This window comes from Streptomyces sp. CB02056 (assembly GCF_001905545.1).
Taxonomy (GTDB): Bacteria; Actinomycetota; Actinomycetes; order Streptomycetales; family Streptomycetaceae; genus Kitasatospora.
The window spans coordinates 179,709-204,114 of record NZ_LIPD01000009.1 but is presented as its reverse complement, the minus strand read 5'-3'; the positions used below and the strand labels follow the sequence as shown (position 1 = coordinate 204,114).

General features: G+C 74.5%; 24 protein-coding genes. 9 read left to right on the top strand and 15 right to left on the bottom strand.

Annotated elements, in window-relative coordinates:
• Positions 1-42 precede the first annotated feature (42 nt).
• Entirely contained in the window at positions 43-540 is a 498-nt protein-coding gene (locus AMK13_RS25000; protein WP_074004167.1) for a MarR family winged helix-turn-helix transcriptional regulator, read from the top strand.
• A 10-nt stretch (positions 541-550) separates the two neighbouring features.
• Here the strand turns inward: AMK13_RS25000 and AMK13_RS24995 are convergent, their stop codons facing one another.
• The 11 genes from AMK13_RS24995 to AMK13_RS24945 all read right to left on the bottom strand — a co-directional run bounded on the left by AMK13_RS24995 (position 551) and on the right by AMK13_RS24945 (position 10,707).
• Positions 551-1,804, bottom strand: a complete 1,254-nt coding sequence (locus AMK13_RS24995) for an outer membrane protein assembly factor BamB family protein (protein WP_143204628.1) — start codon at positions 1,802-1,804, stop codon at positions 551-553.
• Between the two features lie 81 nt (positions 1,805-1,885).
• Complete coding sequence (locus AMK13_RS24990; RefSeq protein WP_107418839.1) at positions 1,886-2,884, bottom strand: urease accessory protein UreD; 999 nt, start codon at positions 2,882-2,884, stop codon at positions 1,886-1,888.
• On the bottom strand, positions 2,881-3,501 hold the full coding sequence (gene ureG / locus AMK13_RS24985) for an urease accessory protein UreG (RefSeq protein WP_049651049.1): 621 nt from the start codon (positions 3,499-3,501) through the stop codon (positions 2,881-2,883). Before ureG ends, AMK13_RS24990 begins: the two co-directional genes overlap by 4 nt.
• A gap of 52 nt (positions 3,502-3,553) precedes the next feature.
• Positions 3,554-4,288: an urease accessory protein UreF gene (locus tag AMK13_RS24980; RefSeq protein WP_049651050.1), complete on the bottom strand. Its 735-nt coding sequence runs from the start codon at positions 4,286-4,288 to the stop codon at positions 3,554-3,556.
• Between the two features lie 35 nt (positions 4,289-4,323).
• Entirely contained in the window at positions 4,324-6,048 is a 1,725-nt protein-coding gene (gene ureC / locus AMK13_RS24975; RefSeq protein WP_074004164.1) for an urease subunit alpha, read from the bottom strand.
• Positions 6,048-6,485 (bottom strand): urease subunit beta, encoded by a 438-nt coding sequence (locus AMK13_RS24970; protein WP_063780133.1) that lies wholly within the window; start codon positions 6,483-6,485, stop codon positions 6,048-6,050. The genes ureC and AMK13_RS24970 overlap by 1 nt, the downstream gene beginning before the upstream one ends.
• 23 nt (positions 6,486-6,508) lie before the next feature.
• Complete coding sequence (locus tag AMK13_RS24965; RefSeq protein ID WP_074004415.1) at positions 6,509-7,390, bottom strand: hypothetical protein; 882 nt, start codon at positions 7,388-7,390, stop codon at positions 6,509-6,511.
• 3 nt (positions 7,391-7,393) lie between these two features.
• Positions 7,394-7,699 (bottom strand): urease subunit gamma, encoded by a 306-nt coding sequence (locus tag AMK13_RS24960; RefSeq protein ID WP_049661349.1) that lies wholly within the window; start codon positions 7,697-7,699, stop codon positions 7,394-7,396.
• A 113-nt stretch (positions 7,700-7,812) separates the two neighbouring features.
• Positions 7,813-8,751: an urea transporter gene (locus AMK13_RS24955; protein ID WP_241853024.1), complete on the bottom strand. Its 939-nt coding sequence runs from the start codon at positions 8,749-8,751 to the stop codon at positions 7,813-7,815.
• Between the two features lie 264 nt (positions 8,752-9,015).
• Positions 9,016-9,846, bottom strand: a complete 831-nt coding sequence (locus AMK13_RS24950; RefSeq protein WP_074004162.1) for a dienelactone hydrolase family protein — start codon at positions 9,844-9,846, stop codon at positions 9,016-9,018.
• Positions 9,847-9,945: 99 nt separating this feature from the next.
• The gene (locus AMK13_RS24945; RefSeq protein WP_074004161.1) at positions 9,946-10,707 is read right to left on the bottom strand and encodes an alpha/beta fold hydrolase; all 762 of its coding nucleotides are present in this window, start codon (positions 10,705-10,707) and stop codon (positions 9,946-9,948) included.
• A 122-nt stretch (positions 10,708-10,829) separates the two neighbouring features.
• On the opposite strand from AMK13_RS24945, the gene AMK13_RS24940 reads away from it, so the two are divergent.
• Entirely contained in the window at positions 10,830-11,363 is a 534-nt protein-coding gene (locus AMK13_RS24940; RefSeq protein WP_074004160.1) for a SigE family RNA polymerase sigma factor, read from the top strand.
• Positions 11,364-11,371: 8 nt separating this feature from the next.
• Positions 11,372-12,322 carry a hypothetical protein gene (locus AMK13_RS24935; protein ID WP_074004159.1) on the top strand — a complete coding sequence of 317 codons (951 nt, stop codon included), beginning with the start codon at positions 11,372-11,374 and terminating at the stop codon, positions 12,320-12,322.
• A gap of 55 nt (positions 12,323-12,377) precedes the next feature.
• On the opposite strand, the gene AMK13_RS24930 is transcribed toward AMK13_RS24935, so the two are convergent.
• Entirely contained in the window at positions 12,378-13,598 is a 1,221-nt protein-coding gene (locus AMK13_RS24930; protein ID WP_074004158.1) for a glycosyltransferase, read from the bottom strand.
• A 210-nt stretch (positions 13,599-13,808) separates the two neighbouring features.
• On the opposite strand from AMK13_RS24930, the gene AMK13_RS24925 reads away from it, so the two are divergent.
• A complete protein-coding gene (locus AMK13_RS24925) occupies positions 13,809-14,612 on the top strand; it encodes a nucleotidyltransferase family protein (protein WP_074004157.1) in 804 nt (267 codons plus the stop codon).
• A gap of 45 nt (positions 14,613-14,657) precedes the next feature.
• Here the strand turns inward: AMK13_RS24925 and AMK13_RS24920 are convergent, their stop codons facing one another.
• Positions 14,658-15,164, bottom strand: a complete 507-nt coding sequence (locus AMK13_RS24920; RefSeq protein WP_074004156.1) for a hypothetical protein — start codon at positions 15,162-15,164, stop codon at positions 14,658-14,660.
• Between the two features lie 197 nt (positions 15,165-15,361).
• On the opposite strand from AMK13_RS24920, the gene AMK13_RS24915 reads away from it, so the two are divergent.
• The 3 genes from AMK13_RS24915 (at position 15,362) to AMK13_RS24905 (ending at position 17,912) form a co-directional block, all read left to right on the top strand.
• On the top strand, positions 15,362-16,027 hold the full coding sequence (locus tag AMK13_RS24915) for a DedA family protein (protein WP_049654396.1): 666 nt from the start codon (positions 15,362-15,364) through the stop codon (positions 16,025-16,027).
• Between the two features lie 86 nt (positions 16,028-16,113).
• The gene (locus AMK13_RS24910; RefSeq protein WP_074004155.1) at positions 16,114-17,277 is read left to right on the top strand and encodes a sensor histidine kinase; all 1,164 of its coding nucleotides are present in this window, start codon (positions 16,114-16,116) and stop codon (positions 17,275-17,277) included.
• Complete coding sequence (locus AMK13_RS24905; protein WP_049654400.1) at positions 17,268-17,912, top strand: response regulator transcription factor; 645 nt, start codon at positions 17,268-17,270, stop codon at positions 17,910-17,912. Before AMK13_RS24910 ends, AMK13_RS24905 begins: the two co-directional genes overlap by 10 nt.
• 16 nt (positions 17,913-17,928) lie before the next feature.
• Here AMK13_RS24905 and AMK13_RS24900 read toward each other — a convergent pair whose 3' ends face one another.
• Together AMK13_RS24900 and AMK13_RS46025 are read right to left on the bottom strand one after the other, a co-directional pair.
• Positions 17,929-19,755 (bottom strand): ABC transporter ATP-binding protein, encoded by a 1,827-nt coding sequence (locus AMK13_RS24900; RefSeq protein ID WP_074004154.1) that lies wholly within the window; start codon positions 19,753-19,755, stop codon positions 17,929-17,931.
• A 234-nt stretch (positions 19,756-19,989) separates the two neighbouring features.
• Complete coding sequence (locus AMK13_RS46025) at positions 19,990-20,121, bottom strand: hypothetical protein (protein WP_255357445.1); 132 nt, start codon at positions 20,119-20,121, stop codon at positions 19,990-19,992.
• 879 nt (positions 20,122-21,000) lie between these two features.
• On the opposite strand from AMK13_RS46025, the gene AMK13_RS46020 reads away from it, so the two are divergent.
• Complete coding sequence (locus tag AMK13_RS46020; RefSeq protein WP_074004153.1) at positions 21,001-23,940, top strand: sensor histidine kinase; 2,940 nt, start codon at positions 21,001-21,003, stop codon at positions 23,938-23,940.
• A complete protein-coding gene (locus tag AMK13_RS24890) occupies positions 23,940-24,404 on the top strand; it encodes a roadblock/LC7 domain-containing protein (RefSeq protein WP_049654463.1) in 465 nt (154 codons plus the stop codon). The genes AMK13_RS46020 and AMK13_RS24890 overlap by 1 nt, the downstream gene beginning before the upstream one ends.
• The last annotated feature ends 2 nt before the right edge of the window (positions 24,405-24,406 follow it).

Here is a 24,406-nt window from a genome sequence, read left to right as displayed (position 1 = left end):
CATGGCACAAGCAATTATCGGGCAGCCGGTTACCCTTCCCCCATGACGACGACCCGCGACGAACTGATGGCCCGGCTGTGGCCGGTCTCGCGCCGCTACCTGGCCTCGTACGTGCTGTTCAATCAGGCCGTCGCCGACCACCTGGGCATGCACCCGACCGACGTCCAGTGCCTCAACCTGCTCACCCTGGAGGACGGGCCGGTCACCACCGGCCGGATCGCCGAACTCACCGGGCTGACCAGCGGCTCGGCCACCCGGCTGGTCGACCGGCTGGAGAAGGCCGGGATGGTCGCCCGGCAGCGGGACCAGGCCGACCGCCGCCGGGTGCTGGTCGCGGTCCTCCCCGAGGCGCTGGAGCGCTTCGGAGAGGTGTGGCGCGAGCTGTCCACCGACTGGGCGGCCGTCTTCGCCGAGGACAGCGAAGCCGAACTCGCCTTCCTCCTGCGGCACATGAACCGCACCGTCGAGCTCAGTCACCGCCAGGTCGCCCGCCTGGCGGCCATGGAACCGGGCGAGCCGGGCGGGACGGGCCGCTCCTGAACCCGCCCGGTCAGGCCTCCGGCGGCGCCGGCAGGGCGCCCAGCGCGAGAACGCCGCCCGGGCCGCCCTGGTAGATGGTCCCACCGGCAGCGGCCAGCGAGATCCGGCCGACCTCCTCCGAATCGTCCTGCCAGCGCATCCCGCCCGTCGACGGGTCGAACGCCCACAGCCGGCCGTCCCCCGACCAGGCGTAGACGCCGTCCTCGGTAGCGACCATGGCGGGGGTCCCGCCCTTCCGACCGGCGAAGGTGTTGGCCTTCCAGACCCAGTCGCCGGTCGTCGTGTCCAACCCGAACAGACGGTCCCCGCCGCCCATGTAGACGGTCCGACCGGCGGCCGACAGGGGGCAGCTCAGCTCCCCGTGCTGGACGGACGCCCAGAGCTGCGCGCCGGTCGCCGGGTCCAGTGCGCCGACGATCGTGGAGGCCATCGTCTCCGGGGGCGAGGAGACCAGCAGGGCGTCCCGGTGGACGGTCAGTGGGCCGCTGACGACGAGGTCGCGCTCCCAGAGGCGCTCGCCGGTGCGGGCGTCCAGCGCCAGGAGCCCCCTCGGCCTCCCCGCCGCGTACACGGTGCCGCCGTCGAGGGCCAGAGCGGCCGAGACGCCCGCCGGGCCGGTCCAGCGCGGCTCGCCGGTGGCCAGGTCGTAGCAGCGCACCGAGCTTCCGTACACCGCGAACACGCTGCCGCCGCCGACGGCGGGGCCTTGCCGCCACCCGCCCTCGGACCAGTCCGGCAGGGCGGCCTCCCAGCGCTGCTCTCCCGACGCCGCGTCCAGGACCCGCAGACGGGTGTCGGTGGCCACGCACACCACGCCGTCCCCGGCGGCCGACGGCCAGCCGCCCGGGGCAGCGGCGGCGTCGGGTGTGCTGACCGTACGGCTCCAGCGGACCTCACCGGTACGCGGGTCGAGGGCGCGCACCCAGCCGTCGAAGCCGGAGGCGTAGAGGCCCTGTCGGCGGTCGGCGGACAGCACGAGCCGCCCGCTCGCGGCGGTCGTCCGCCAGAGTCGCGGGCCGTGGGAGCTCTTTCGGCGGGCCCACTCGTTGACGCCGGCGGCGGCCGCGAGGGCGCCCAGGGCGGCGGCGCCCGTCAGCAGCCGCCGGCGGTTGACCAGGCGCCGGGCCGGTGGCGTCGGCACACGGTCCGGTGCGGCTTCCCGCACGTCCTCCGGTACGTCCTCCGGTACCGCATCGGGCGCCACGTCCCGCACCGCCTCGCGCGCCTCGTCCGGCACGGCGTCCCGTCTCGCATCGTCGTTCACGCCAGACAGGACCGCGCACCCGGCCCCAGGGTTGTGCCGGATCCGGAAGAAGATCACGACCGGCGGCGCCGGCCGACGGCCCTACGTCTTCCGCAGCTCCGGCGCCGGCACCCCGATCAGCAGCCGCCGGACCGCGTCCCAGGCCGCGCGCAGGGCGGCGGCGCAGGCCCGGGTGTCGGAGCCGAGCAGCCGCAGCCAGGCGCCGCTGTCCTGCGGCAGCACGCTGACCCCGTAGAGCAGTTCGCCGTACTCCTGGCCGCAGCCGGCCACCGCCTCGTGCAGGACGTCCGCGATCCGGGCCGCCGGGGCGAGCGGGCTGAGGACGTACAGGCTGGACATCACGTCGTGCCCGGCCAGCACCGCCGGCCCGGTGACCCCGGCACCCCTGCCGCCCCCTCCGCCTCCGCCTCCACCCGGCGAGGGCTCCAGTCGCACGGTGTCCAGTGCCACCAATTCACCACCTGGGCGCCGCACTTCGAGGTCCGAGGCGAACACCCGGTAGGCGTTGCGCTCGCCCCGGGCGAGGCGGCCGGCCAGGACGGTCTCGCCCGCCAGCACGGTCGCGTCCGGGTCGACGGTGAGGACGGTCCGCTGATAGAGGCGCGAGTCGACGAAGGGGATCACCGGCTCGGGCAGGTACTCGACGTAGGCGCGCGGCCCGGCTGTCAGGTTGACCAGTTGCGTCGCGTAGTCGTGCTCCATCCGGTAGACCTTGGTGGCGGCCTGGGTGGTCAGGTGGACCGCCGTGTCGGCGCCGCAGTGCAGGTCGGTGCGGAGCCGGTCGGCCTGGAGGATGCCGCCGCCGGTGGACATCAGGAAGGTGACGGCGAGGTCGGGGCGGGCCGGGTCGAAGTAGAGCGGGCGCATGATCTGCAGCGGCGACTTCTGGTAGTGGCCGGTGAGTTCGGTGCGCCCGCCGACCCGCTCGAAGGCCAGCTCCAGCAGCCCGACCTTGCCGGGACGTCCGACCGCGAGGGTGTCGGGCGTCCCGGCGTGGCGGCGGACCTCGTACGGGACGCGGGCCGGCTCGTAGTGCCGGGGGTCGAGCCGGGGCACCGCCGCAGCCGGGGAGGCTGTCACGCCGGGACCTTGCGGAAGGTCTCCAGGAAGGTCGCGATCTCCTCCAGCCCCTCCCCCGTCAGGCAGTTGGTGAGCACCACCGGTCCGCCCTCGCGCACCCGGTGGGCGTCGGACTCCATCACCCCGAGGTCGGCGCGGACGTACTGGGCGATGTCGATCTTGTTGATGACCAGCAGGTCCGACTCGGTGATGCCCGGGCCGCGCTTGCGGGGCATCTTCTCGCCCTCGGCGGTGTCGAGGACGAAGAGGAAGAGGTCGACCAGCACCGGGCTGAAGGTCAGCGTGAGGTTGTCGCCACCGGACTCGTACAGCAGGGTGTCGACGTCCGGGAAGCGCTCCAGCATCTCGGCGCCGGCCGCGAGGTTCATCGTCGGGTCGTCCCGTACGGCGGTGTGCGGGCAGGCGCCGGTCTCCACGCCGACGACCCGCTCGGGGTCCAGCATCCCGGCCAGGGTGCGCCGCACGTGCTGGGCGTCCTCCTGGGTGTAGATGTCGTTGGTGATGACCGCCGGGCGGTGGCCGCGGGCGATCAGCACCGGGACGAGCGCCTCGATCAGCGCCGTCTTGCCGGAGCCCACCGGTCCACCGATGCCCACGCGGAGCACGTTCTCGGTCAACTCTCCTCCTTCTGTCGGTCGTTCTTCTGTGGCGCACGTACGCATCGGGCGGTCAGCTCATGAACAGCCGGGCCTCCGCCCGCTCGTGCCGTCCGGACATGGCGTCCGCGACCGGCACGCAGCCGCCGAGGTCCGCCAAGTCCCGTTCCAGGGCTGCGGATACGACCTCCCGGATCACCGGGGAGGCCGCCCGCAGCACCACCTGCGCCTTGCGGTGGTCGGTCAGCCGGAGCCTCAGCGCCGCACCGACGAAGCTGGTGCAGAACGCGAACAGGTCGCTGGTGACGGCCTGTTGGACCGGGACGCCGGCCGAGGCGTACGCCACCCCGGCCGCCACCGCCTGGCAGCCGGGGGCCCGCTTCTCCGCGACCAGCGCGGCGTACCGCTCCAGCGGCTCGCCGCCCACCGACTCCCGGGCGATGTCCAGGAGTTGGCGACCGGTCCGGGTGGCGGCCAGGCGCAGCTCGCGGTTGAGCCTGGTGGCGTGCAGCCGCTGATCGGTCTCGGCGAGCAGCTCCCAGTCGCCCGCCGTGGCCGCCCGGTGGGCCAGGACCAGGGCCGTGGCGTCGGACGGCCCGACGCCGTGCCGCAGCAGGTCGGCGAGCAGCCCGGGCAGGGTGTCCGGGGTGACGGCCTTGGCCTGGGCGTAGCCCTCCAGCCCGTGCGAGAGGGTGTAGAAGCCGCTGGGGAAGGCCGAGTCGGTCAGCTGGAGGCAGACCAGCAGGGCGTCCAGGCCGTCCAGGCCGTCCGGATCCCCCAGGCCGTCCACAGCGTCCAGGCCGCCCATGGCGTCCAGGCCCGGCCGCGTCTCGGTGACGGGGCTCACGCGAGGTAGAACAGGTGGTTGAGCGGCAGCTCGCGGGCCGGTTCGATGGTGGCGGGCTCGCCGTCCAGGGTGACCTTGTACGTCTCCGGGTCGACCGCGATCTTCGGCAGCGCGTCGTTGCGCACCATGTGCTGCTTGCCGACCGTACGGCACCGCCGCACCGGCAGCACCCGGCTCTCCAGGCCGAGTTGGGCCGGAACCCCGAGGTCGACGGCGGCCTGCGACATGAAGGACACCCGGGTGGCCTGCTTCGCCCGCCCGTACTGGCCGAACATCGGGCGGTAGTAGACCGGTTGGGGGGTGGGCAGCGAGGCGTTCGGGTCGCCCATCAGCGCCCAGTTGATCACGCCGCCCTTGATGACCATCTTCGGCTTGGCGGCGAAGGAGTTGATCGGCCAGAGCACGATGTCGGCGAGCTTGCCGGGCTCCAGCGAGCCGATGTGGTCGGCGGTGCCGGAGGCGACGGCGGGGTTGATGGTGAGCTTGGCGAGGTAGCGCAGGACGCGGGCGTTGTCGTTGCGCTCGCTGTCGCCGGCCAGCTTGCCGCGCTGGTCCTTGCAGTGGTGGGCGGTCTGGAAGGCCCGGGTGAAGGACTCGCCGATCCGGCCCATCGCCTGCGAGTCGGAGGAGAAGATCGAGATGACGCCCTCGTCGTGCAGCACGGTCTCGGCGGCGATGGTCTCGGCGCGGACCCGGGAGTCGGCGAAGGAGACGTCCTCGGGGATGTTGTGGCTGAGGTGGTGGCAGACCATCACCATGTCCAGCAGCTCGTCCACCGAGTTGACGGTGTAGGGCAGCGTCGGGTTGGTGGAGGACGGCAGCACGTTGGGCTCGCCGGCGATCCGCATGATGTCGGGGGCGTGGCCGCCGCCCGCGCCCTCGGTGTGGAAGGTGTGGATGGTGCGGCCGTCGATCGCGGACAGGGTGTCCTCGAAGTAGCCGGACTCGTTGAGGGTGTCGGTGTGGATGGCCACCTGCACGTCGTACTCGTCGGCGACGCTCAGCGCGCTGTCGATCGCGGCCGGGGTGCTGCCCCAGTCCTCGTGCACCTTGAGGCCGCACACGCCCGCCTCGACCTGCTCGCGCAGCGCGCCGGGCAGCGAGCCGTTGCCCTTGCCCAGCAGGCCGACGTTGACCGGCAGGTCCTCGACGGCCTGGTACATCCGGTGGATGTTCCACGGGCCGGGGGTGCAGGTGGTGCCGTTGGTGCCGTCGGAGGGGCCGGTGCCGCCGCCGATCAGGGTGGTGATGCCGTTGCTCAGCGCCTCCTGCACCTGCTGCGGGGCGATGAAGTGGATGTGGGTGTCGATGCCGCCGGCGGTGGCGATCAGGTGCTCGCCGGAGATCACCTCGGTGCCGGGGCCGATCACCAGGCGCGGGTGCACGCCGCTCTGGGTGTGCGGGTTGCCCGCCTTGCCGACCGCGACGATGAGGCCGTCCTTGACGCCGATGTCGCCCTTGACCACGCCGAGCACCGCGTCCATGACGACCACGTTGGTGATGACCAGGTCGAGGGCGCCCTGGAGGGAGGTCGCGGCCGGGTCCTGGGCCATCCCGTCGCGGATGCCCTTGCCGCCGCCGTAGACGGCCTCGTCGCCGTAGTGGCCCTGGTTGAAGTCCTGTTCGACCTCGACCAGGAGGTTGGTGTCGGCGAGGTGGAAGCGGTCGCCGACGGTGGGGCCGAAGAGGTCGGTGTACTGCCTGCGGGAGAGGATGGCCATCAGCGGTCGCCTTCCGGGTGGGTCTCCGTGTGGAAGTCCCGGGGCCGGTCTTCCTTGTGGTCGAGGTTGGTGCCCTTGAAGCCGAGGGCGATGGCCCGGTCGACGGCGCGGGCGCGGGTGGCGGGGGCGGTGATGCCGCCGTCCACGAGGTTGGCGAAGCCGACCAGGCGGCGGTGGCCGCCGAACTCGGCGAGCGTGACGTCCTTGGTGTCACCCGGCTCGAACCGGACGGCGGTGCCGGCCGGGATGTCCAGGTGTTTGCCGAAGGCGGCGTTGCGGTCGAAGTCGAGGGCGCGGTTGGCCTCGAAGAAGTGGTAGTGGGATCCGACCTGGATCGCCCGGTCACCGGTGTTGCTGACCGTGACGGTGGCCTTGGCGCGGCCGGCGTTGATCTCCACCGGGTCGTCGCCGTACAGGTACGCGGCGCCACCAGACATGGCTGGCCTTCCTCTCTGCCGGGTCAGTGGGGGGTGTGTGCGGGTTCGTGGGTATGGCTGGGGTGGTGCGGGTGGGGAGCATCGCCGTGCTGGTGCCCGCCCGGCGCGTGGCCGTGCTGGTGCCCGCCCGGCCCGTGGCTGTGACCGTGGCTCTGCTCCCCCGGCCCGTGGCTGTGCGCGTAGCCGTGCCCGTGCTCGGCGTCGAGGCCGGCCAGGATGCCGTCCTCCCCGTGCCCGAGCAGGTGCAGCGCCGCCGCCGTCCGGGCCGCGACCACCCCGGCGACGGCGGAGGGCCGCAGCAGCGGGCCGCCGTCCCGTACGCCGGGCAGCGCGGTGCGCAGGGCCGGCCCGAAGGAGGCCGGAACGGCCGTCACCTCGCGGGCGCCGAGCAGCCGGCAGCGTTCGGCGCCCTCGGCCGGGTCCGGGTCGCCGCCGTCGAAGGCGACCTCGACCCACCGGTGCCGCCCGTACTGGCGGGCGAGGCGGGCGATCCGGAACAGTTCGGCGTCCTCGAAGGGGCCGGCCGCCGGGGCGGTGACCAGCACCGCGCCGTCAGGGGCGGGGCCGGCGGCGGCGCGCAGCCAGCCGATCAGGTGGTCGGCGGCGCCGAAGGGCGCGGTCAGGGCGAGCCGTCCGCGGCCCTCCGCGGCGGCCAGCCAGCGCAGCGCCCGGGCGGTGTCGGCGACGAGCTTCGGGTCGCGGCCGAGCGTCATCGGTACGACGCACACCGGCCCGTCGCCCGCCGCGGCGAGCGCGGACCGGACGGCCTCGGTGAGCGGACGGCCCGCGGGGGCCGCGGCGTGCACGGTGGACTCGCGGGCCGCCAGCGCCGCGAGGTCCCGGCCGCCGTCGCTCTCGTGGCCGCCGGCCAGCACCACGGTGGCGGCGGCATGGGACCGGGTCATCACTCAGGCACCCACCGGGTCGTGGCAGGAGACCAGCTTGGTCCCGTCCACGAACGCCGCCTCGACCTGGAGCAGCGGGAGCATCTCGCGCACGCCCGGCATGACGTCCTCGCCGCTGACGACCTGCTTGCCGATCTCCATGCACTCGGCGACAGTGCGGCCGTCCCGGGCGCCCTCCATGATCGCCTCGCTGATCAGCGCGCAGGCCTCGCTGTAGTTCAGCTTGACGCCGCGGTCCCGGCGTTTGCGGGCCAGATCGGCGACGACGTAGATGTACAGCTTGTCGATCTCACGCGGCGAGAGATTCACGGGTATCACTCTTCCTTTCCGAGAATCCGATGGAATGCAGAAAGATGCTCAAGGGGCTTCGGTGAGCCCAGGGTTCTCGACATCAGATGAATTCGGCGGCGCCGGACGCGGAATCAAGTCCGGCGCAGGCGCGGGACGGCCGGCACCGCCGCCAGGAACAGCAGTGTGGTCAGGACGAACGGCCAGGTGAAGGCGTGACCGCCGAAGGGCGCGGAGGCCGCGCCGAGCGCCGGCGTGAGCACGGTCGCGCCGGCCGCACCGACCAGGGCGTACGCCGCGCTCCAGGCGTCGGGCGCCAGGAACACCCCGCACAGCGCGAGGGCGACCAGGACGCCGCTGTACCCGAGCAGGCCCTGCCCGACCGCCTCGCCGGGGGCGCCGAACACCCAGGCCGTGAGCAGCCCGGTGGCGCTCCCCGCGCAGGCCATCAGGCCCGCGAGCCGGCTCGCCGCGAACAGCCCGGCGAGGAACAGCAGTCCGACGTACCACTGCGGCATGAAGAAGATCTGACCGATGTTCGCGAAGAAGCCGTGCCAGAGCTGGTCCCAGCTCAGCCCGGTCGGCCCGGCGGCCGGGACGGGCAGCGCGGCGGGTGCGCCCGCGCCCTGCCACAGTCGCCGGAAGCCGGGGGCGGCCGCCGTGACGGCCGTCGCGACCAGGCAGAACGGCGCGGTCAGCGCGGGCAGCCGCCAGGTGGCGAGCAGCGCCCCGAGCCCCGCCGTGACCACCACGGCGACGGCGGACCCGAGGGCCGCCACCGCGACCGTCGCCGGGTGCCCGGCGCCCAGGAAGACGGCGCAACTCAGCGCCACCAGGCAGCCGTTGTACCCGTGCAGCCCCGCCCCGACGGTCTCCCGGTCGAGCCCGAGTCCGTACGCGACGGCGGTGGAGACGGCGCTGCCGAGCAGTCCGTAGAGGCCGTACCGCCAGTCGGCGGCGAACAGTGCGGCCACGAAGAAGAGTCCGCAGACGACGGACGGCATGAAATCGACCTGCGCGACGCCGCGCAGGACCTCCGCGACCACCCTGGCGGATATCGGACGAGTCGCCACCGAGGCGCTCTCCCCACCCTGTTGCAAACCCATGCTGCGCACCAATTTTCCGGTACGGCCGGCCTGCCTGAATGTCGGCCCCGGCGATTCCTCCGGAACCGTACTCCTATGGTTTGCGAAGTCCAGGGGGTACGGGGTGTTATGCCAAATCCACGAAGGGTGACCATCGGGCCGCTGAGCTGCAACAATCTGTTGAAGTCACGGCCCGTCGGGTTCGTTGCAGGGAGAAATCCTTTGCGAAGTTTTACTGACGGTTGGCATCGGCTATGCCGGGGCCGGGCTCACTCCCGCCCGGATCAGATGCCGCGCCAGGAACCGTTCCGACGACTCCAGTTCGGGCTCCGGCACCTCCAGGTGGCCCCCGGGGTTGGCGTGCAGCGTCTTCTCCCGCGAGCCCAGCGCGCCGAACAGCGCCAGCGCCCCCTCGCGCGGGACCAGCGCGTCGTCCCACTGGAGGAGGAACTCCACCGGCACGCCGACCCGACCCGCCGCCTCCGTCTGCGACGCGTGCCCCGTCAGCCCGAACACCGCCACGGTTACGCGCGGTTCGGCCGCCGCCAGCGGGATGCCGATCGCGCTCCCCAGCGACAACCCCCAGTACCCGACCGGCCCGAGGCCCTCCGCCTGTCCGGGGTCCTCCACCCGACCGGGGCGCTCCGCCTGTCCGGGGCCCTCTGTCCGACCGGGGCGCTCCGCCTCACCGCTCAGCGCGTCCAGCACCGCCACCCACTCCGGCACCGCCCGCTCCGCGAGCGCCGCCGTGTGCCGCGCCACCCAGGCGCTGACCGGCCGGCCCGCCGCGATCAACTCCCCGATCTCGGTGGCGAACCGCTCGTCCTGGGCGCTGCGCGTCCGCTCCCCGTGCCCCGGCGCGTCCAGCGCCACCGCCGCGAACCCGTGCCGCCGCACGAACCGCCGGGCCCGGTCCACCAGTCCCGGACCCAGCTTGTGCTGGCCGCCGCCGTGCCCCAGCAGCACCAACGGCCGCCCGCCGAGGGGCGATCCGTCCGGCTGCCAGAGCACTCCGGGCGCGCCGTCGAGGGTGAAGTGGCGCTGCGTCACGCCGTCCGCGCTGGATTCCGTGGTGAAGTGCACCCCGTCATCATGGCTCCCGACACACGTTCGGGTCCGGCCTTTCCCTCGACGGGCTGCCCCGCGACGGGCTCACCGCCGTCGCCACCGCACGGCTCGCCGCTACCGCGCGGCCTGGCCGTCCTCGTGGAGGAAGGCGAGCAGCAGGGCGGTGGTCTCGGCCGGGCGCTCCAGGCTGGGGAGGTGGCCGGCCCAGGGGAGCTCCTGGTGGCGGGCGTCGGGGAGGAGGGCGGGGAGGGCGGCGGCGATGTCCCGGAAGTCCGGGAAGTCGTGGGCGCCGGACACGGCCAGGGTGGGGGCGGTGATCCGGCCGAGGTCGACGTCCTCGCGGTCGGAGCCGACCGTCGCCGTCATCTGGACGTCGAAGGCGTGGCGCTGCATCCGGCGGACGTGCGCGCGGGTCCGCTCGTCGGCCTCCGGGCCGAGCCAGGACTCGACGTTCAGCTCGACGGCCTCGTCGATCCGCCCGGCCTCGATCAGCTCGTCCTCGCGCCCGCCGAAGGCGCGCAGGGTGTCGCTGGGCTGGTGTCCGGGCATGCCCGCGCCGAGCAGGGCCAGCCTGGTGACCGCCTCGGGGCGCAGCGCGGCCGCCGTCAGGGCGATCCGGCCGCCGTAGGAGGCGCCGACCAGGGCGGCGGTCCCGATGCCCAGGTGGTCGAGCAGGGCCAGGACGTCCCCGGCGTCGCTGTACGGGGCGTCCGCGAGCGGCGTGTCGCCGAAGCCGCGGAAGTCGCAGCGGACCACCCGGTGTCCGGCGTCGACCAGCGGCTGCCACTGCGCGTCCCACATCCGCCGGTCGCACACCGAGGAGTGCAGCAGCACCACGGCGGGCCCACTGCCCGCTACGTCATGAGAAATGATCATTCGGCGGATCGTAGTGTCCCCGCCGCTGTTCCCCAAGCGATTTGAAGCCGCCGCGGCCGCGGGTAAGCGCTTTCGACCGCCCCCGGGCTCTGGACGGGTGAAGGAGGTGCTCGGAGGTGCTCATGGGAGAAGCGAAAGACGATCGGGACGACGGGTTCCAGGCGTTCATCGTCACGGTCTGGCCGCGCCTGGTACGGACGGCGTACCTGCTGGCCGGCGAGCAGTACGCGGCCGAGGACCTGGTGCAGTCGGCCGCCGAGAAGGCCTGCGCGGCCTGGTCGAAGGTGCGCCGGGCCGACGATCCGTACGCCTATGTGCGGCGGATCCTGGTCAACCAGCACGCCCGCCGCTGGCGCCGCCGGGCGCCGGAGCTGCTGGTGGACGCGGTGCCGGACGCGGCGGGGGTGGAGGACGGCTACGCCCGCTCCGACCAGCGCGGGGCCCTGCTGGCCGCGCTGGCCACCCTGCCGCCGCGCCAGCGCGAGGCGGTGGTGCTGCGGCACTGGGAGGACCTGAGCGACAGCCAGACGGCGGCCGCCATGGGGTGCTCGGTGGGCGCGGTGCGCAGCCACGCGGCGAAGGGCATCGCGCGGCTGCGGCAGGTCACGGCACTGGTGGGACTCAAGGACACGACGCACATCGGAGGAGCGGCATGAGGGGCGGCATGGACCGGGAACCGGACGGGGTGGGCGGGGACGACGGCACGGACCTGTGGGTGGGGCTCGGCCTCGCCGAGGCGGCGGCCGGCGCGCGGATCGGCCCGGTGCCGGTGACGGACATCCTGGCGGGGGGCCGCCGGCTGCGGCACCGCCGCCGTACGGTGGTCGGCGCGGCGGCGCTGGCCGCCGCGGTGGCGCTGACCGGCGGGGCGCTGGCGCAGCTGCGGCCGGGCCCGGCGCCCGCCCACGGGATCGGTCCGGCCGGCGTCGGCGCCGCGCCCGCGCCCACGCTCACGGTGGCGAACACCCCCGGGCTGGGCACCCCCCTCCCGCCGAACGGGACCGCCCCGGCCTTCCGCAACCCGCTGACCCCGGTCCGGGTGCTGCTCGGCCAGGGCCTGACCCCGGACGGCAAGCAGTGGCAGCTGTGGGAGGCGCTGTGGCCGGAGGCCCCCCGGGAGCGGGCGTTCGAGCAGGCGACGGCGGTGTGGGAGGAGCGCAGCAGGTACGACTCGGAGATCTCCAAGCCGACGGAGGAGTACGTCCAGCGGTACTGGCAGCCGGACTGCGACGTCACCAACGTCTACTTCACGGTGGACGGGGCGCGGCTCAGCCATGACTCCGACGGCGCCCAGGCGGCCCCGGGCAAGGTCGACCCGCGCAACCGGACCGTCTTCGGCGGCGGCCTGGTCGGCCACCGGGGCAAGGGCGACACCGTGGCCCCGCTGGACGTGGTGCTGCTCTCGATCGGACCGGACGTCGGCCGGGTGGTGGTGACCTGGGCGGACGGCAGCACCACGGAGCCGACGCCCGTCACCGTGGCCGACTCCCCGATCCGCGAGCTGGTGGTGGCCCGCCCGGGGACGATGCGGGCGAAGTCCTGGCAGTTCTTCGACAAGGACGGCAACAAGCTCCCGGACGCCGGTGCCAAGTACCTGACCGAACCGGCCTCCTGAGCCCGGGGCAGGCGCGGGACGTCGGCCGGGCCGACTTCCCGCGCCCCTGTCCCCCTCAGCCGAGCAGCAGCTTCGCGGCGGCCGTCGCACCGTCCGTGCGGACCCGGGCCGAGAGGGCGGCGGCGCGCTCCCGGGTGGCGGGCGCGAGGGCCCGGCGCAGGGCGGCGGCGAGGGACGCGGTGGTCGGGGTCGGGCCGTCGTGGGCGGCGCCGATGCCCAACTCCGCCACCCGCGCGGCCCAGTACGGCTGGTCCACCATCTGCGGGACCAGCACCTGGGGCACCCCGGCCCGGGCGGCCGTGGTGGTGGTGCCCGCGCCGCCGTGGTGGACGACGGCGGCCACCTTCGGGAACAGCGCCTGCTGGTTGACCTCGCCGACCGCGAAGCAGTCCTCGGCCCCGTCCACCTCCGCCAGTCGGGCCCAGCCGCGGCCGAGCAGCACCCGGCGGCCCTGCGCCCGGACCGCCTCGACGGCGACCCGGGCGGCGCCCGCCGGGTCGCGCAGCGGCATGCTGCCGAAGCCGACGTACACCGGCGCCTCGCCGGCCGCCAGGAAGGTCGACAGGTCGGCGGGCAGCGGGCGTTCGTCCGGCAGGATCCACGCGCCGGTCTGCACCGCCTCGGGCCAGGCCGGGTCCGCCTCGGCGGGCCGCGGCCACGGGTCGAGCAGCGGGTCGGTGGCCAGCCAAGGCCGGCCGGTGAGGACGTGGTCCCGGACGTTGTCGGCCTCGGGCAGTCCGACCGCCGCCCGGCGGGAGTTGACCGCGTCGCCGAACAGCGCGTTCATCGTCCCGATGTTGAGCTCCCACAGCTCCCGGGGGTCGGTCGCCTCCGGCGGGTAGGGCAGCATCGGGTACTCGAACGGCCGGTGGTGCGGGGAGGGCAGCACGGTCGGCTGGAGGGCCACGTACACGAAGCGGGCGCCCAGTTGCTCGGCCGCCGCCTGTGCGCCGGCCGCCGCCGGGAACAGCCCGGTGGCCAGCACCGCGCCGCCCGGCTCGGCCGCCGCGAGCACCGCCGCGTGGAACCGCTCGACCAGCCGGGCGGCGCGCGCGGGCAGGTCCCCGGGCTTCGGCGGCGGCCCGCTGACCAGCGCGCGCACCGACTGCCCGACCGGCACCGGCTCGACTCCGGCCTCGGCCAGCCGCGCCGAGAACTCCTCGTCCGGCGGCGCGCAGACCCGCACCTCGGCGCCGAGTTCCCTCAGCCGCACCGCCAGCGCGGCCATCGGCTCGACGTCCCCGCGCGACCCGTACGTCGACAACACCACTCGCACTTCGTGACTCCCCGTTTCGCGGATCTGCTTCCGTGCTTCGCGGACCTGCGTCCTCGAAGCGGTGATTCTGCGTCACCACCGGGGCCTTGTGGCAAGGCCCCCCGTGCGCTGTACGTTGAGAGTGGCGAGGAGTGGGTACGCCTCCGCGGACGCCACCACCGCATCCGAAATTCCCGGGCGGACACCGCTTCTCCTGCCAGAATCTCCTTCATGCGCGCGATCATCGAGGACATGGCCGGTCAACTCGCCCGTGTGCCGGGCGTGGTGGGAGTGATGCTCGGCGGGAGCCGGGCGCGGGGCGAGGAGCGGCCGGAGTCGGACTGGGACCTCGGGGTGTACTACCGGGGCGGCCCCGACCTCGACGCGCTGCGGGCGCTCGCCGGGCCGGAGACCGAGGTGGCCGGCCCGGGCGGCTGGGGCCCGTGGGTCAACGGCGGGGCGTGGCTGCGGGTCGACGGCGTCGCCGTGGACTGGATCCTGCGGGACCTCGACCGGGTCGGACGGGTGTGGGCGGACTGCCGCGCGGGCCGCTACGAGGTGGGGACGCAGGCTGGCCACCCGCTCGGCTTCTGGTCGCCCTGCTACCCGGGCGAGGTTGCCCTCGGGCAGCCGTTGGCCGACCCCACCGGGGAGTTGACGCGGCTCAAGCGGCAGACCGCCGACTACCCGGAACCGCTGCGCGGGGCCCTCACCGCGGCCACCTGGGAGGCCGGCTTCCTGCTCGACACCGCCGCGAAGAGCGCCGTCCGCGCCGACGCCCTGCACGTCTCGCTCTGCCTGTCGCACGCCGTCGGCATCCTGGTCCAGGCCCTGTTCGCCCACCACCGCCGCTGGTGCCTGAACGAGAAGGGCGCGCTGGCCGTAGCCGGTCGACTGCCGGACGCCCCACCGTACTTCGGCCGGCGCGCGCACGGCCTGCTCGCCGAGCCCGGCGGGTCGGCGGCGGAGCTGACGGCCACCGTCGCCCGGGCGCGGGAGCTGACCAGGGAGACCGTGGCCGCACTGAACCGCTGAGCCGCCGAACACCTGATCGCCAACCGCCCGGCGGGCGAGGCGCGTTCAGCCCCGGTGCCAGGAGGCGGCGTTCCGGTGGTCGGGCGCCGACGCCACCTCGACGGCCGCCGCCCTCATCTCCCGCTCCCAGTCCCGCGTCACCTCGACCGGCCACGTGTCGACGCAGCCCGGGCAGCAGATCCGGTCGACCAGCTCCGCGAGCCGCCGCTCCGCCCCGGTCGTGCGCTCGTCGATCCGGGACCAGAGCATGGCGACGGCCTCAACCGGCGTGATCTCCCCGGACACCAGCCGGGCCGCGGTGTGGTGCAGGAGGCTGCGCTGGACGAAGCCGTCGTCCGGCACCGGCAGGCCCAGCTCCGCCATCGCCTGCCACAGCAGCTCCGTCAGCTCGACCGGGGGCTCGCCCCGGCCCGGCCGCCCCGCGAGGTCGCAGAGCGCGGGCGAGTCCCCGCCGATGCCCGCCGCCAGCAGCCCGGCGGCGGCCATCGGCAGGTCCTCGGGGAAGACCAGTCCGGCGGAATGCTGCCAGGCCAGGGTGAATGCGTCGTCCATGGCGCCATCCTGACAAAGCGGCCACGCCAGCCGCCACCGGATTCTCCGCCCCTGCGGAAAACCACAGGGTGCGGCGGTACGGAAAACCACAGGGCGTCCGCCGGAAACCCGCATACCGGCGCTGACCTGCGGTTCCTAGCGTGGAGGGCAGAGCCGGGCGCACCAGGCGCCGGCACCGCGACCACCCTGGAGCCCGCATGCCGCACACCGTCCTCGCCATCGCCCAGCAGCCCGCCGACGGCTTCGCCGGCTGGGCGGCCGACCTGGTCGACACCCTGGGCGGCCCCGGGGCCGGCCTGGCGATCGCGCTGGAGAACCTGTTCCCCCCGCTGCCCAGCGAGGTGATCCTGCCGCTGACGGGCTTCGCCGCCGGGCAGGGCGTGATCAGCCTCGCCTCCGCGCTGACCTGGACGACCCTCGGCTCGGTCGCCGGGGCCGTCGTCCTCTACTGGCTGGGCGCCCTGTTCGGCCGGGAGCGGATGCACGCGATCTGGGCCCGGCTGCCGCTGGTCAAGGCCTCCGACCTGGAGCGCACCGAGGCCTGGTTCGCCCGGCACGGGACGAAGGCGGTGCTGCTGGGCCGGATGGTGCCGATCTTCCGCAGCCTGATCTCCGTTCCGGCCGGGGTCGAGCGGATGCCGCTGCCCGCGTTCGTCATGCTGACCACGATCGGCAGCCTGGTGTGGAACAGCGTGCTGGTGATGGCCGGGTTCCTGCTCGGGGACCGCTGGGACACGGTGGAGACGTACGTCGGCCTGTTCTCCAAGGCGGTCCTGGTGGTGGTCGCGGTGGCCGTGGCCGGGTACGTCGTGATGCGCTGGCGCGGGCGCAACAGCGCCGCCCAGCACCGCCGCGCCCGGTGACCGGCCCGGCCGGACCCACCGGCCCCGATGGCCCCGAAGGCCCCACCGCCCCCGCAGGCCCGGCCCGCCCCGTAAGCTCGGACCCCGTGCAGGGGGATGCAGCGGACACCACGTCATGGCCGCGCCGGGCCACCGGAGTTCTGCTCGGCTGCCCGAGCGCCGCGCTCTCCGCGCTGTACCTCCTCCTCGCGGCCGCCGTCCTCGGCCCGTTCCTGCTCTGGCCGCGCACCCGCCCGTACGCGGTGCCGGGCCTGCTGTCCGGGGTGCGCCGGCTGGCCGCCCTGGAGCGGGCCCGGCGCAGCGCCTTCTTCGGCGACCGCTTCCCCCGCCACTACCGGGCGGACGACCGCCGGGTGCTGCGCTACCTGGCGGTGCGCAGCGGCGGCGGGCTGGTCGCCGGGGTGGTGCTGGGGCTGCTGGGCTTCGGGCTGGCGCTGGCCGTCCTGCTGGTCGGCGGGGTGCTGCGCGGCTCGCTGGGCTGGGAGGAGCTGGCGACCCAGGTGCTGCTCGGCGGGGTGCTGCTCTTCCTGGCCGTGCAGGGCCTGTTCTCGCTGGCCGCGCTGGACGCCCGGACCGCCCGGGAGTGCTTCGGGCCGTCCGAGGCCGAGCTGCTGCGCCGCCGGATCACCGAACTCGCCGACAGCCGGGCCGCGGTGGTGCAGGCGGTGGACGCCGAGCGGCGGCGGATCGAGCGGGATCTGCACGACGGCGTGCAGCAGCGGGTGGTCGCGCTGGCGATGCTGATCGGCCGGGCGCGGCGCGGCCTGGACCGCCGCCAGGACCCGGAGCGGACGGAGGCGCTGCTGCGCCAGGCGCACCGGGAGGCGCAGGGGGTGCTGACCGAGCTGCGCGAGGTGGCCTGGCGGGCGTACCCGTCGGCGCTGGACACCCTGGGCCTGGAGGAGGCGCTGGGCGGGGTGGCCGAGCGGTGCGCCGTCCCGCTGCGGCTCCGCTACGAGGTGGCCGGCCCGCTGCCCGAACCCGTCCGGACCGCGGCCTACTTCGTGGTGTCGGAGTGCGTCACCAACGCGGCCAAGCACTCCGCCGCCTCGGCCGTCTCGGCCCTGGTCGAGCGGACCGCCGGCGTGCTCACCGTACGGGTCGAGGACGACGGCACCGGCGGCGCGGACCCGGCGGGCAGCGGCCTGACCGGCCTGCGCGGGCGGGTCGCCGCGCTGGACGGTACCCTCCACGTCCACAGCCCCGCCGGGGGCCCGACCGTCATCACCGCGGAGCTGCCATGCGCGTGACCCTCGCCGAGGACTCGACCCTGCTGCGGGAGGGCCTGGTCCGGCTGCTCGCCGAGGAGGGGCACGAGGTGCTGGCCGCGGTCGGCGACGCGGCGGCGCTGACGGCGGCGGTGGCGGAACGGCCGCCGGACGTCGTGGTGGTGGACATCCGGATGCCGCCGACCCACACCGACGAGGGGCTGCGGGCGGCGGTGGAGATCCGCGAGCGCTGGCCGGAGGTGGGCGTGCTGGTGCTCTCCCAGCACATCGAACGCGGGTACGCGGCCCGGCTGTTGGACGCGGGCGCGGAGCGGGTCGGCTACCTGCTGAAGGACCGGGTGGCGGAGGTCGACGAGTTCCTGGACGCCCTGGTGCGGGTCGCGGCGGGCGGCGCGGTGATCGACCCGGAGGTGGTGCGCCAACTGGTGGTGCGCACCACCCGCACCGACCCGCTGGCCCGGCTCACCCCGCGTGAGCGCAGCGTCCTGGAGGCGCTCGCCCAGGGCTGGACCAACGCCGCCATCGCGCAGCGGCTGCACGTCTCGATGAGCGCGGTGGAGAAGAACCTCAACGCCGTCTTCGACAAGCTGGACCTGCCCCGCACCACCGACTACAACCGCCGCATCCTGGCCGTCCTGCACTACCTCGGCGCGTAGCCTCCGCGCCGTCGGCTCAGGGCTTCCGCGGCTCCCGGCCGCGCAACGCGTCGACCGGGCTGGCGTCCGGGCGGCTGTCCGGACCGGCGGCCGGCCCGGCGGTGCCCGGCGGCCGGAGGGTGAGGACGCGGTCGGCGAGGGGCAGCAGCGCCCGGTCGTGGGTGATCAGGACGGTGGTGCGCCCGGTCATCAGGCGGCGCAGCGCGGGGACGAACTGCTCGACGGTGTGCGGGTCCAGCCCGGTGGTGGGTTCGTCCAGGACCAGCACGGGGGTGTCCCGCAGGAAGGCGCGGGCGATGGCGACGCGCTGGCTCTGGCCGCCGGAGAGCTGGAAGCCGTCGGCGCCGATCACCGTGCGGTAGCCGTCCGGGAGCGCGGTGACGAAGTCGTGGGCGCCGGCGTTGCGGGCGGCGCGTTCGATGGCGGCGGGCGGGGCGTCGGGGCGGCCGTAGGCGATGTTGTCGGCGATGGTCGCGCGGAACAGCGGGGCCTGCTGGGGCAGCAGGGTGACGGCCTGGCGCAGCGAGACGAGGGTGAGGTCGCGCAGGTCCTGGCCGTCGAGGCGGACGGTGCCGGCCTGCGGGTCGAGGAAGCGGACGAGGAGCTTGGCGAGGGTGGACTTGCCGCTGCCGCTGGGCCCGACGAGGGCCAGGGTCTCACCGGGGAGCAGGTCGAGGTCCAGGTCGGTGAGGACGGGCGGCCCGGGGGTCCCGGTGGCGCCGGGGTAGCCGGCCCGGACGCCCTGGAGGGTGACCCGGCCCTGGACCGGGCCGGTGTCGCGGGCAGTGGGGCGTTCGCGCACCGGGCTGGTGAGGTCGTGCAGTTCCAGCACGCGTTCGCCCGAGGCGCAGGCCGTGCCGGCCAGCGGGACGAGGGCGGCGAGCTGCTGGGCGGGCTCGAACAGCTGGGCCATGAAGGCGGCGAAGGCGAGCAGGCCGCCGAGGCTGAGCTGCCCGTGGATGACCTCCAGCGCGCCGACGCCCACCACCGTGAGCCCGGCCAGCAGTTGCAGCACGCCGAGGAAGGGCTGGTAGAGGTCGGCGACCCGGGCGGCGGAGAGTTCGGCGTCGAGCAGGGCCTTGCCCTCCCGGTGGACCCGTTCGACCTCGCGGCTCTCCTGGCCGCAGGTCCGGGTGACGGTGGCGTTGCGCAGGGACTCCTCCAGCAGCGCGGTGACGCCGCCCGCGCGGCGCTGGACCTGCCGTTCCCGGCGCCGGATGCGGCGCCCGAACAGGCTGGTGGAGAGGACGAACAGCGGGGCGGCCAGCAGCGCGGCCACGGTGAGCGGCCAGCTCAGGTAGAAGGCGGCTCCGGTGAACAGCAGCAGGCTGACCGCGGCCACGGCGCCCTCGACCAGTCCGGTGGCCACCATCTGCTCGATCTCGGCGATGTCGAAGGTGAGCCGCGCCACCAGGTCGCCGCGCCAGCGGGTCTCCAGGGTGTCGGGCGGCAGGGTGTGCAGGTGGGCGAGGGTGTCGGTGCGCAGCCGCAGCATGTAGCGCTCGGCGGTCCTGGTGCTGGTGTAGGTGCCGCCGTAGGTGAACAGCGCGGCGGCCACGGACGCGCCGAGCATGAGGGCGGCGAGCAGCCAGAAGTCGGCGAAGTGCCGGGGCACCAGGACGTCGTCGATCAGGTCCTTGAACAGCCAAACGGAGACGACCTCGCCGAAGGCGCCGAGGACGAGCAGGACCGCGCTCACCGGGAGCCAGCGCACGTCGGGGCGCACCCACGGCCAGAACCGGCGCATCAGCTCCCGCAGCGGGACGACGGGCGGGTCCGTCACCGGCCCCGGGTCGTCGTCGTCCCGCGCCGCCCGGTCGCCCGGGGGCGTCACTTCGCGCATGGCCACGACCCGTTGCTCTCGGAGACGTCGTTCCGGTGTCCGGAAACGACCTTTCGGGGTCCGGATCCGCCGTTTCCGAGGTGGGGACCCGTCATCCGGGGCCCCGTCGTCCGGGCCCCGTCGTCCGGGACGCGTCACCCTCCGCGTGGCGGCGGTGCCGGCCCCAGGGTGAGGGGCCGGCGGTGGTACCGCCGGCCCCTGTGATGGCGCTAGTCGGGACTGTTGTGCGCAGTCCTAGCCGAAATCACCGTCACCACATGCCGAAACGGCGACGGTGGTTTCCACGACGGTTGCGGCCACGATCACGATCACGCCCACGACCACGGTCACGGTCACGGCCGTAACCACCGCCTCTGTCTCCTCCACGGCCGAAGTAACTCATCACGGCTTCTCTCTCTCGTTGCGTCGGCGCTCCTGGCGCCCGCCGAGACCTGCACCGGCGGCGCGGTCCCGGGGACCTGGAGGCCGTTGCCCGTGGTCGGACCGTTCCGGCGGCCTGTCGGCGACGCCCGGTCCGATCCGTCCCACTCCTCCAGTATCCGCCCACCGAGCGTGTTCGCAGCTCCAGAGCCGTACGGACTTCGCGACTGCCGGCCGCCACCGTGGAGGGTGTCCCGCCCGTCACGTTCGGCGACTCCCGGTACGTCATCGGAACGGCGGCTCCCACGGAGGGCGTCCGCGGCCGTGTGCCGGGTAGGCTGACCGTGGTACGCGAGTCCTCAGAGAACCTGACAAATGGGTCCGATGGCCGCCCTCCACACCCTCCCCCTCGCCGGACGGGCCGCCACGCGGCCGGAGGGGCGGATCCGGGCCGGGCGGTGGCCCGGCGGGCGTGCCGAGCGGGTCCCGGCGGGGCGTCACACAGTTTTCACACCCCGGCCATCCGTCGGCCGCACGTCTCGTTGACACTGTGTCGGGCGAGTCCGGAAGGGCCTGCTCCGCATACGGACGGTCAACGAATGAATGACATTGTGTCCGCTCCGTGTGCAAGCACAGCCCAGGCAGCAAACGGATTTTCACTCTAATCACACGGTATGACTAGTATCGCTTCGTCAAAAAACCGTGCCCGGACGGCCCGCCCCTCACCGGCCGGCCGCCAGCCCCAAGGAGTCAGCTCTGCGCGCGCGTGCGAATCGGCGGCCCCCGACGCCGAAGGGCCCCCGCAGGCGTCCACGCCTGTCCCTGCGGACGGCGCTGCTCGTCCTGGCCGTCGTCCCCAGCATCGCCCTGGTCGCCCTCTGGGCCGTGACCAGCGGTGAGACCATCGCCGACTTCCAGCGGCTGGCCGACCAGGCCACCATCGCCCAGAAGGCCGGCCAACCGTCCAACATCGTCTACTACAACCTCCAGGAGGAGCGCCGGCTCAGCGCCGAGGCGCTCGCCCGGCCCGGCTCCAACGCCGACCAGCTGCGCCACCAGCGCCAGCTGACCGACGACGCGGTGCGGCAGTTCCAGACCCTCTCCGGCGCGACCGCCGACAACGCCCCCGGCGAGATCCGGTCCGCCGTCGTCGAGGCCCGCCAGGCCATGGGCAAGCTGGCCGAGCAGCGCTCCGCCGTCGACCGCGGCACCACCGACCAGCAGAGCGTCTTCGCCTACTACACCGACCTGATCAGCGTCGACCTGCGGCTGTTCACCGCGCTCAGCCGGGTCGACACCGGCGAGGTCACCTGGCTGTCCAAGACCCTGGTCAACTCCTTCTGGGCCAAGGAGATGCTCTCCCGCGAGGACGCCGTCCTGGCCCGCGGCTGGCCCACCGGGCGACTGTCGGCCACCGACTACCAGCAGGTCCAGCAGCTGATCGGCGCGCAGGACCACCTGCTCAACGTCCAGGTCCTGCCGTACATCCCGGACGCCGAGGCACCGGCCTGGCACGAGCTGGTCAACAGCCCGTCCTGGCAGGCCAAGGCCGCCGTCGAGCAGGCCCTGCTCAAGCCCACCGCCGCCGACGCCAACGGCACCGTCAAGCTCCCGGCGACCCAGGACCAGTGGCGCCAGGCCCTCGACGGGCTCAACCCGCCGCTGGTCAAGGCGATCGAGGACCGCACCAACGGCATCATCGAGGTCGCCAAGAGCGCCATCGTCGGCATGCTCACCCGGGTCGTGCTGACCACCGTCGTCGGCCTGATCACGGTCGTCGCGGTGATCATCGCTTCCTGGCGGCTCAGCCGCTCGCTGCGCCGCCGCATCAAGGACCTGCACACCCAGGCCGAGGAGATGCAGCGCACCCTGCCCGAGGTGGTCGACCGCCTCGGCCGCGGCGAGCAGGTGGACGTCGAGGCCGAGACCCGCACCATCACGGACGGCCCGCACGGCAACGGCACCGACGAGCTGGCCCGGCTCGGCCAGGCGCTCAACCTGGCCCGCTCCGCCGCCCTGGAGTCCGCCGTCGGCCAGGCCGAGCAGCACCGCGGCTTCGAGCGGCTGCTCCAGCGCATCGCCCGCCGCACCCAGCTGCTGATCGGCCGCCAGCTGCGCAAGCTGGACGAGCTGGAGCGCAAGCACGACGACCCGGAGGTCCTGGAGGGCCTCTTCGACCTCGACCACCTCACCGCCCGCCTGCGCCGCTACGAGGAGAACCTCGTCATCATGGCCGGCGGCCAGCCGCAGCGGCGCTGGCGCAAGCCCGTCCCGCTGCTGGACGTGCTGCGCGCCGCGCAGGGCGAGGTGCAGGACTACCGGCGGATCTCGATCGACATCGAGGGCGACCCCTGGCTCTCCGAGCGGGCCGTCGGCCCGGTTGCGCACGTGCTCGCCGAGCTGATGGAGAACGCCACCACCTTCTCCAAGCCGCCCACACCGGTCGAGGTGCGCGCCGCCGTGGTCGGCCGCGGGCTCGCGATCGAGATCGAGGACCGGGGCCTCGGCATGGACCCGGAGCAGTACGACGCGGCCAACGAGCTGATGAGCCGCCCGCCGCGCACCGACGTGCTGGCCCGGGCCGACGACATCCGCCTCGGCTTCCACGTGGTCTCCCGGCTGGCCGCCCTGCACGGGCTGCGGATCGAGTTCCGCCCGTCCGCCTTCGGCGGCACCCGGGCGGTCGTGCTCGTCCCCGACGAGCTGGTCCTGGAGGGCGACACCGGGCTGCCGGACGGCGCCGGCGGCACGGCCACCGAGCCGATCCCGCTGGTGCGCCGCTCGCGCCGGGCCGTCCGCTCGGCCTCCGACGAGACGCCCGTCCCGGTGCCGGCCGGTCCGCCGGTCGCGCCGGTGGACTCCTTCACGCAGGGCGACCACGCCCCGCACGGGGCCCCGGTGCCGCTGCCCCCGGCGGAGGCCGGGACGTGGCCGGGACCGGACGCGGGACCGGCGGCGGGATGGGGCGCGGCACCGGAGGCCACGCTCCAGGAGGTCCCGCTGCCCGCGGCCCCGTTCCAGCCGGCGGTCGTCCAGCCGCTGCCGTCGGACCCGGACGCCCCGGCCGCCCCGGCCGTCCTCCCGGCGACTCCGTTCGAGGCGGAGTGGCCCGAGCAGCCGTACCAGGCCGAGCAGCCGTTCCAGGCCGGGCAGGCGTACCCGGCGGAGCAGCCGTACCCGTCCGGGCAGCCCTTCGGATCGGAGCCGTCGTACGACGCTGAACCGTCCACCGGCCCCATGCCGTCGTACGGAGTGGAGCAGCCCGCCACGGCTGCCCGGCCCGACCACCAGCCGGAGCAGCCGATCGAGCACACCTCCCCGGCCGACCCGGCGCCCGCCCAGGACGCCCCGGCCTACCCGGACATCGCCTACGCCCGGGTCACCGAGGCCGAGGCCCCGTACGCCGACGAGCAGTACCGCCCGGCCGACCACTACCGGCTGGCCGAGCGGCGCCAGCCCCGCGAGTACCGGACCTCGGTGCCGTTCAGCCCGGCCCAGGCCGGCCAGCCCCCGCTGCCGCAGCGCGTCCGGCAGGCCAGCCTGGCGGCCGAGCTGCGGGTGCCCCCGCCGGCCCAGCCGCAGTGGGTCGAGCGGCCCGCCGCGGACACCCCGCCCGCGGGACCGTTCCAGCGCACCGAGCGCCCGGTACGGCGCTCGGGTGCGGCAATCGGCGCCTTCCAGCGGCAGTCCCGCGCCGCCCGGGCCCAGGACAGCGGAGAGCACCGCCTGCCCGCCACCCCGCCGGAGCCCTCCCCCGCACCCGCGCCCGCCCCCTGGGCCCTTCCGGCCGCGGACCCCCGAACCACACGAACGGATGAGCAGTGATGAACCGCACGATCGCCACCCACCAGGACCTGGACTGGCTGCTGGACGGACTCGTCGACTCGGTGCCCGGGACCAGGAACGCCGTCCTGCTCTCCGACGACGGCCTCGTGGTCAGCCACTCCCGCACCATCGAGCGGGCCGACGCCGAGCGCCTGGCCGCCGTCGCCACCGGCCAGCAGAGCCTGGCCCGCGGGGTCGGGGCGCTGTTCGACGGCGGCCCGGTGCACCAGGTGATCGTCGAGCTCGCCGAGTGCTGGCTGTTCGTCATCGCCGCCGCCCAGGGCACCCACCTGGCCGTGGTCGCCTCCCAGGAGGTGGACGCCGAGGTGATGTCCGTCGCGATGCACACCCTGGTGCAGCAGGTCGGCCAGAAGCTCACCACCCCGGTCCGCCACGAGGAGGCCCCCGGCGCCCCCGCCGCCCCGGCCTCCTTCGACGCCTTCGCCGCCCGGAACCGGGGCTGACC

Bases quoted from the DNA above. Each gene is read 5' to 3' on its own strand.
- AMK13_RS24965 (WP_074004415.1), bottom strand. From the start codon at position 7,390: ATGACCCGGTCCCATGCCGCCGCCACCGTGGTGCTGGCCGGCGGCCAC.
- AMK13_RS24920 (WP_074004156.1), bottom strand. From the start codon at position 15,164: ATGGACGACGCATTCACCCTGGCCTGGCAGCATTCCGCCGGACTGGTC.
- ureC (WP_074004164.1), bottom strand. From the start codon at position 6,048: ATGGCCATCCTCTCCCGCAGGCAGTACACCGACCTCTTCGGCCCCACC.
- AMK13_RS24970 (WP_063780133.1), bottom strand. From the start codon at position 6,485: ATGTCTGGTGGCGCCGCGTACCTGTACGGCGACGACCCGGTGGAGATC.
- AMK13_RS24925 (WP_074004157.1), top strand. From the start codon at position 13,809: ATGCGCGCGATCATCGAGGACATGGCCGGTCAACTCGCCCGTGTGCCG.
- AMK13_RS24935 (WP_074004159.1), top strand. From the start codon at position 11,372: ATGGACCGGGAACCGGACGGGGTGGGCGGGGACGACGGCACGGACCTG.
- AMK13_RS24905 (WP_049654400.1), top strand. From the start codon at position 17,268: ATGCGCGTGACCCTCGCCGAGGACTCGACCCTGCTGCGGGAGGGCCTG.
- AMK13_RS24915 (WP_049654396.1), top strand. From the start codon at position 15,362: ATGCCGCACACCGTCCTCGCCATCGCCCAGCAGCCCGCCGACGGCTTC.
- AMK13_RS24980 (WP_049651050.1), bottom strand. From the start codon at position 4,288: ATGGGCGGCCTGGACGCTGTGGACGGCCTGGGGGATCCGGACGGCCTG.
- AMK13_RS24945 (WP_074004161.1), bottom strand. From the start codon at position 10,707: ATGATCATTTCTCATGACGTAGCGGGCAGTGGGCCCGCCGTGGTGCTG.
- AMK13_RS24940 (WP_074004160.1), top strand. From the start codon at position 10,830: ATGGGAGAAGCGAAAGACGATCGGGACGACGGGTTCCAGGCGTTCATC.
- AMK13_RS25000 (WP_074004167.1), top strand. From the start codon at position 43: ATGACGACGACCCGCGACGAACTGATGGCCCGGCTGTGGCCGGTCTCG.
- AMK13_RS24900 (WP_074004154.1), bottom strand. From the start codon at position 19,755: ATGCGCGAAGTGACGCCCCCGGGCGACCGGGCGGCGCGGGACGACGAC.
- AMK13_RS24890 (WP_049654463.1), top strand. From the start codon at position 23,940: ATGAACCGCACGATCGCCACCCACCAGGACCTGGACTGGCTGCTGGAC.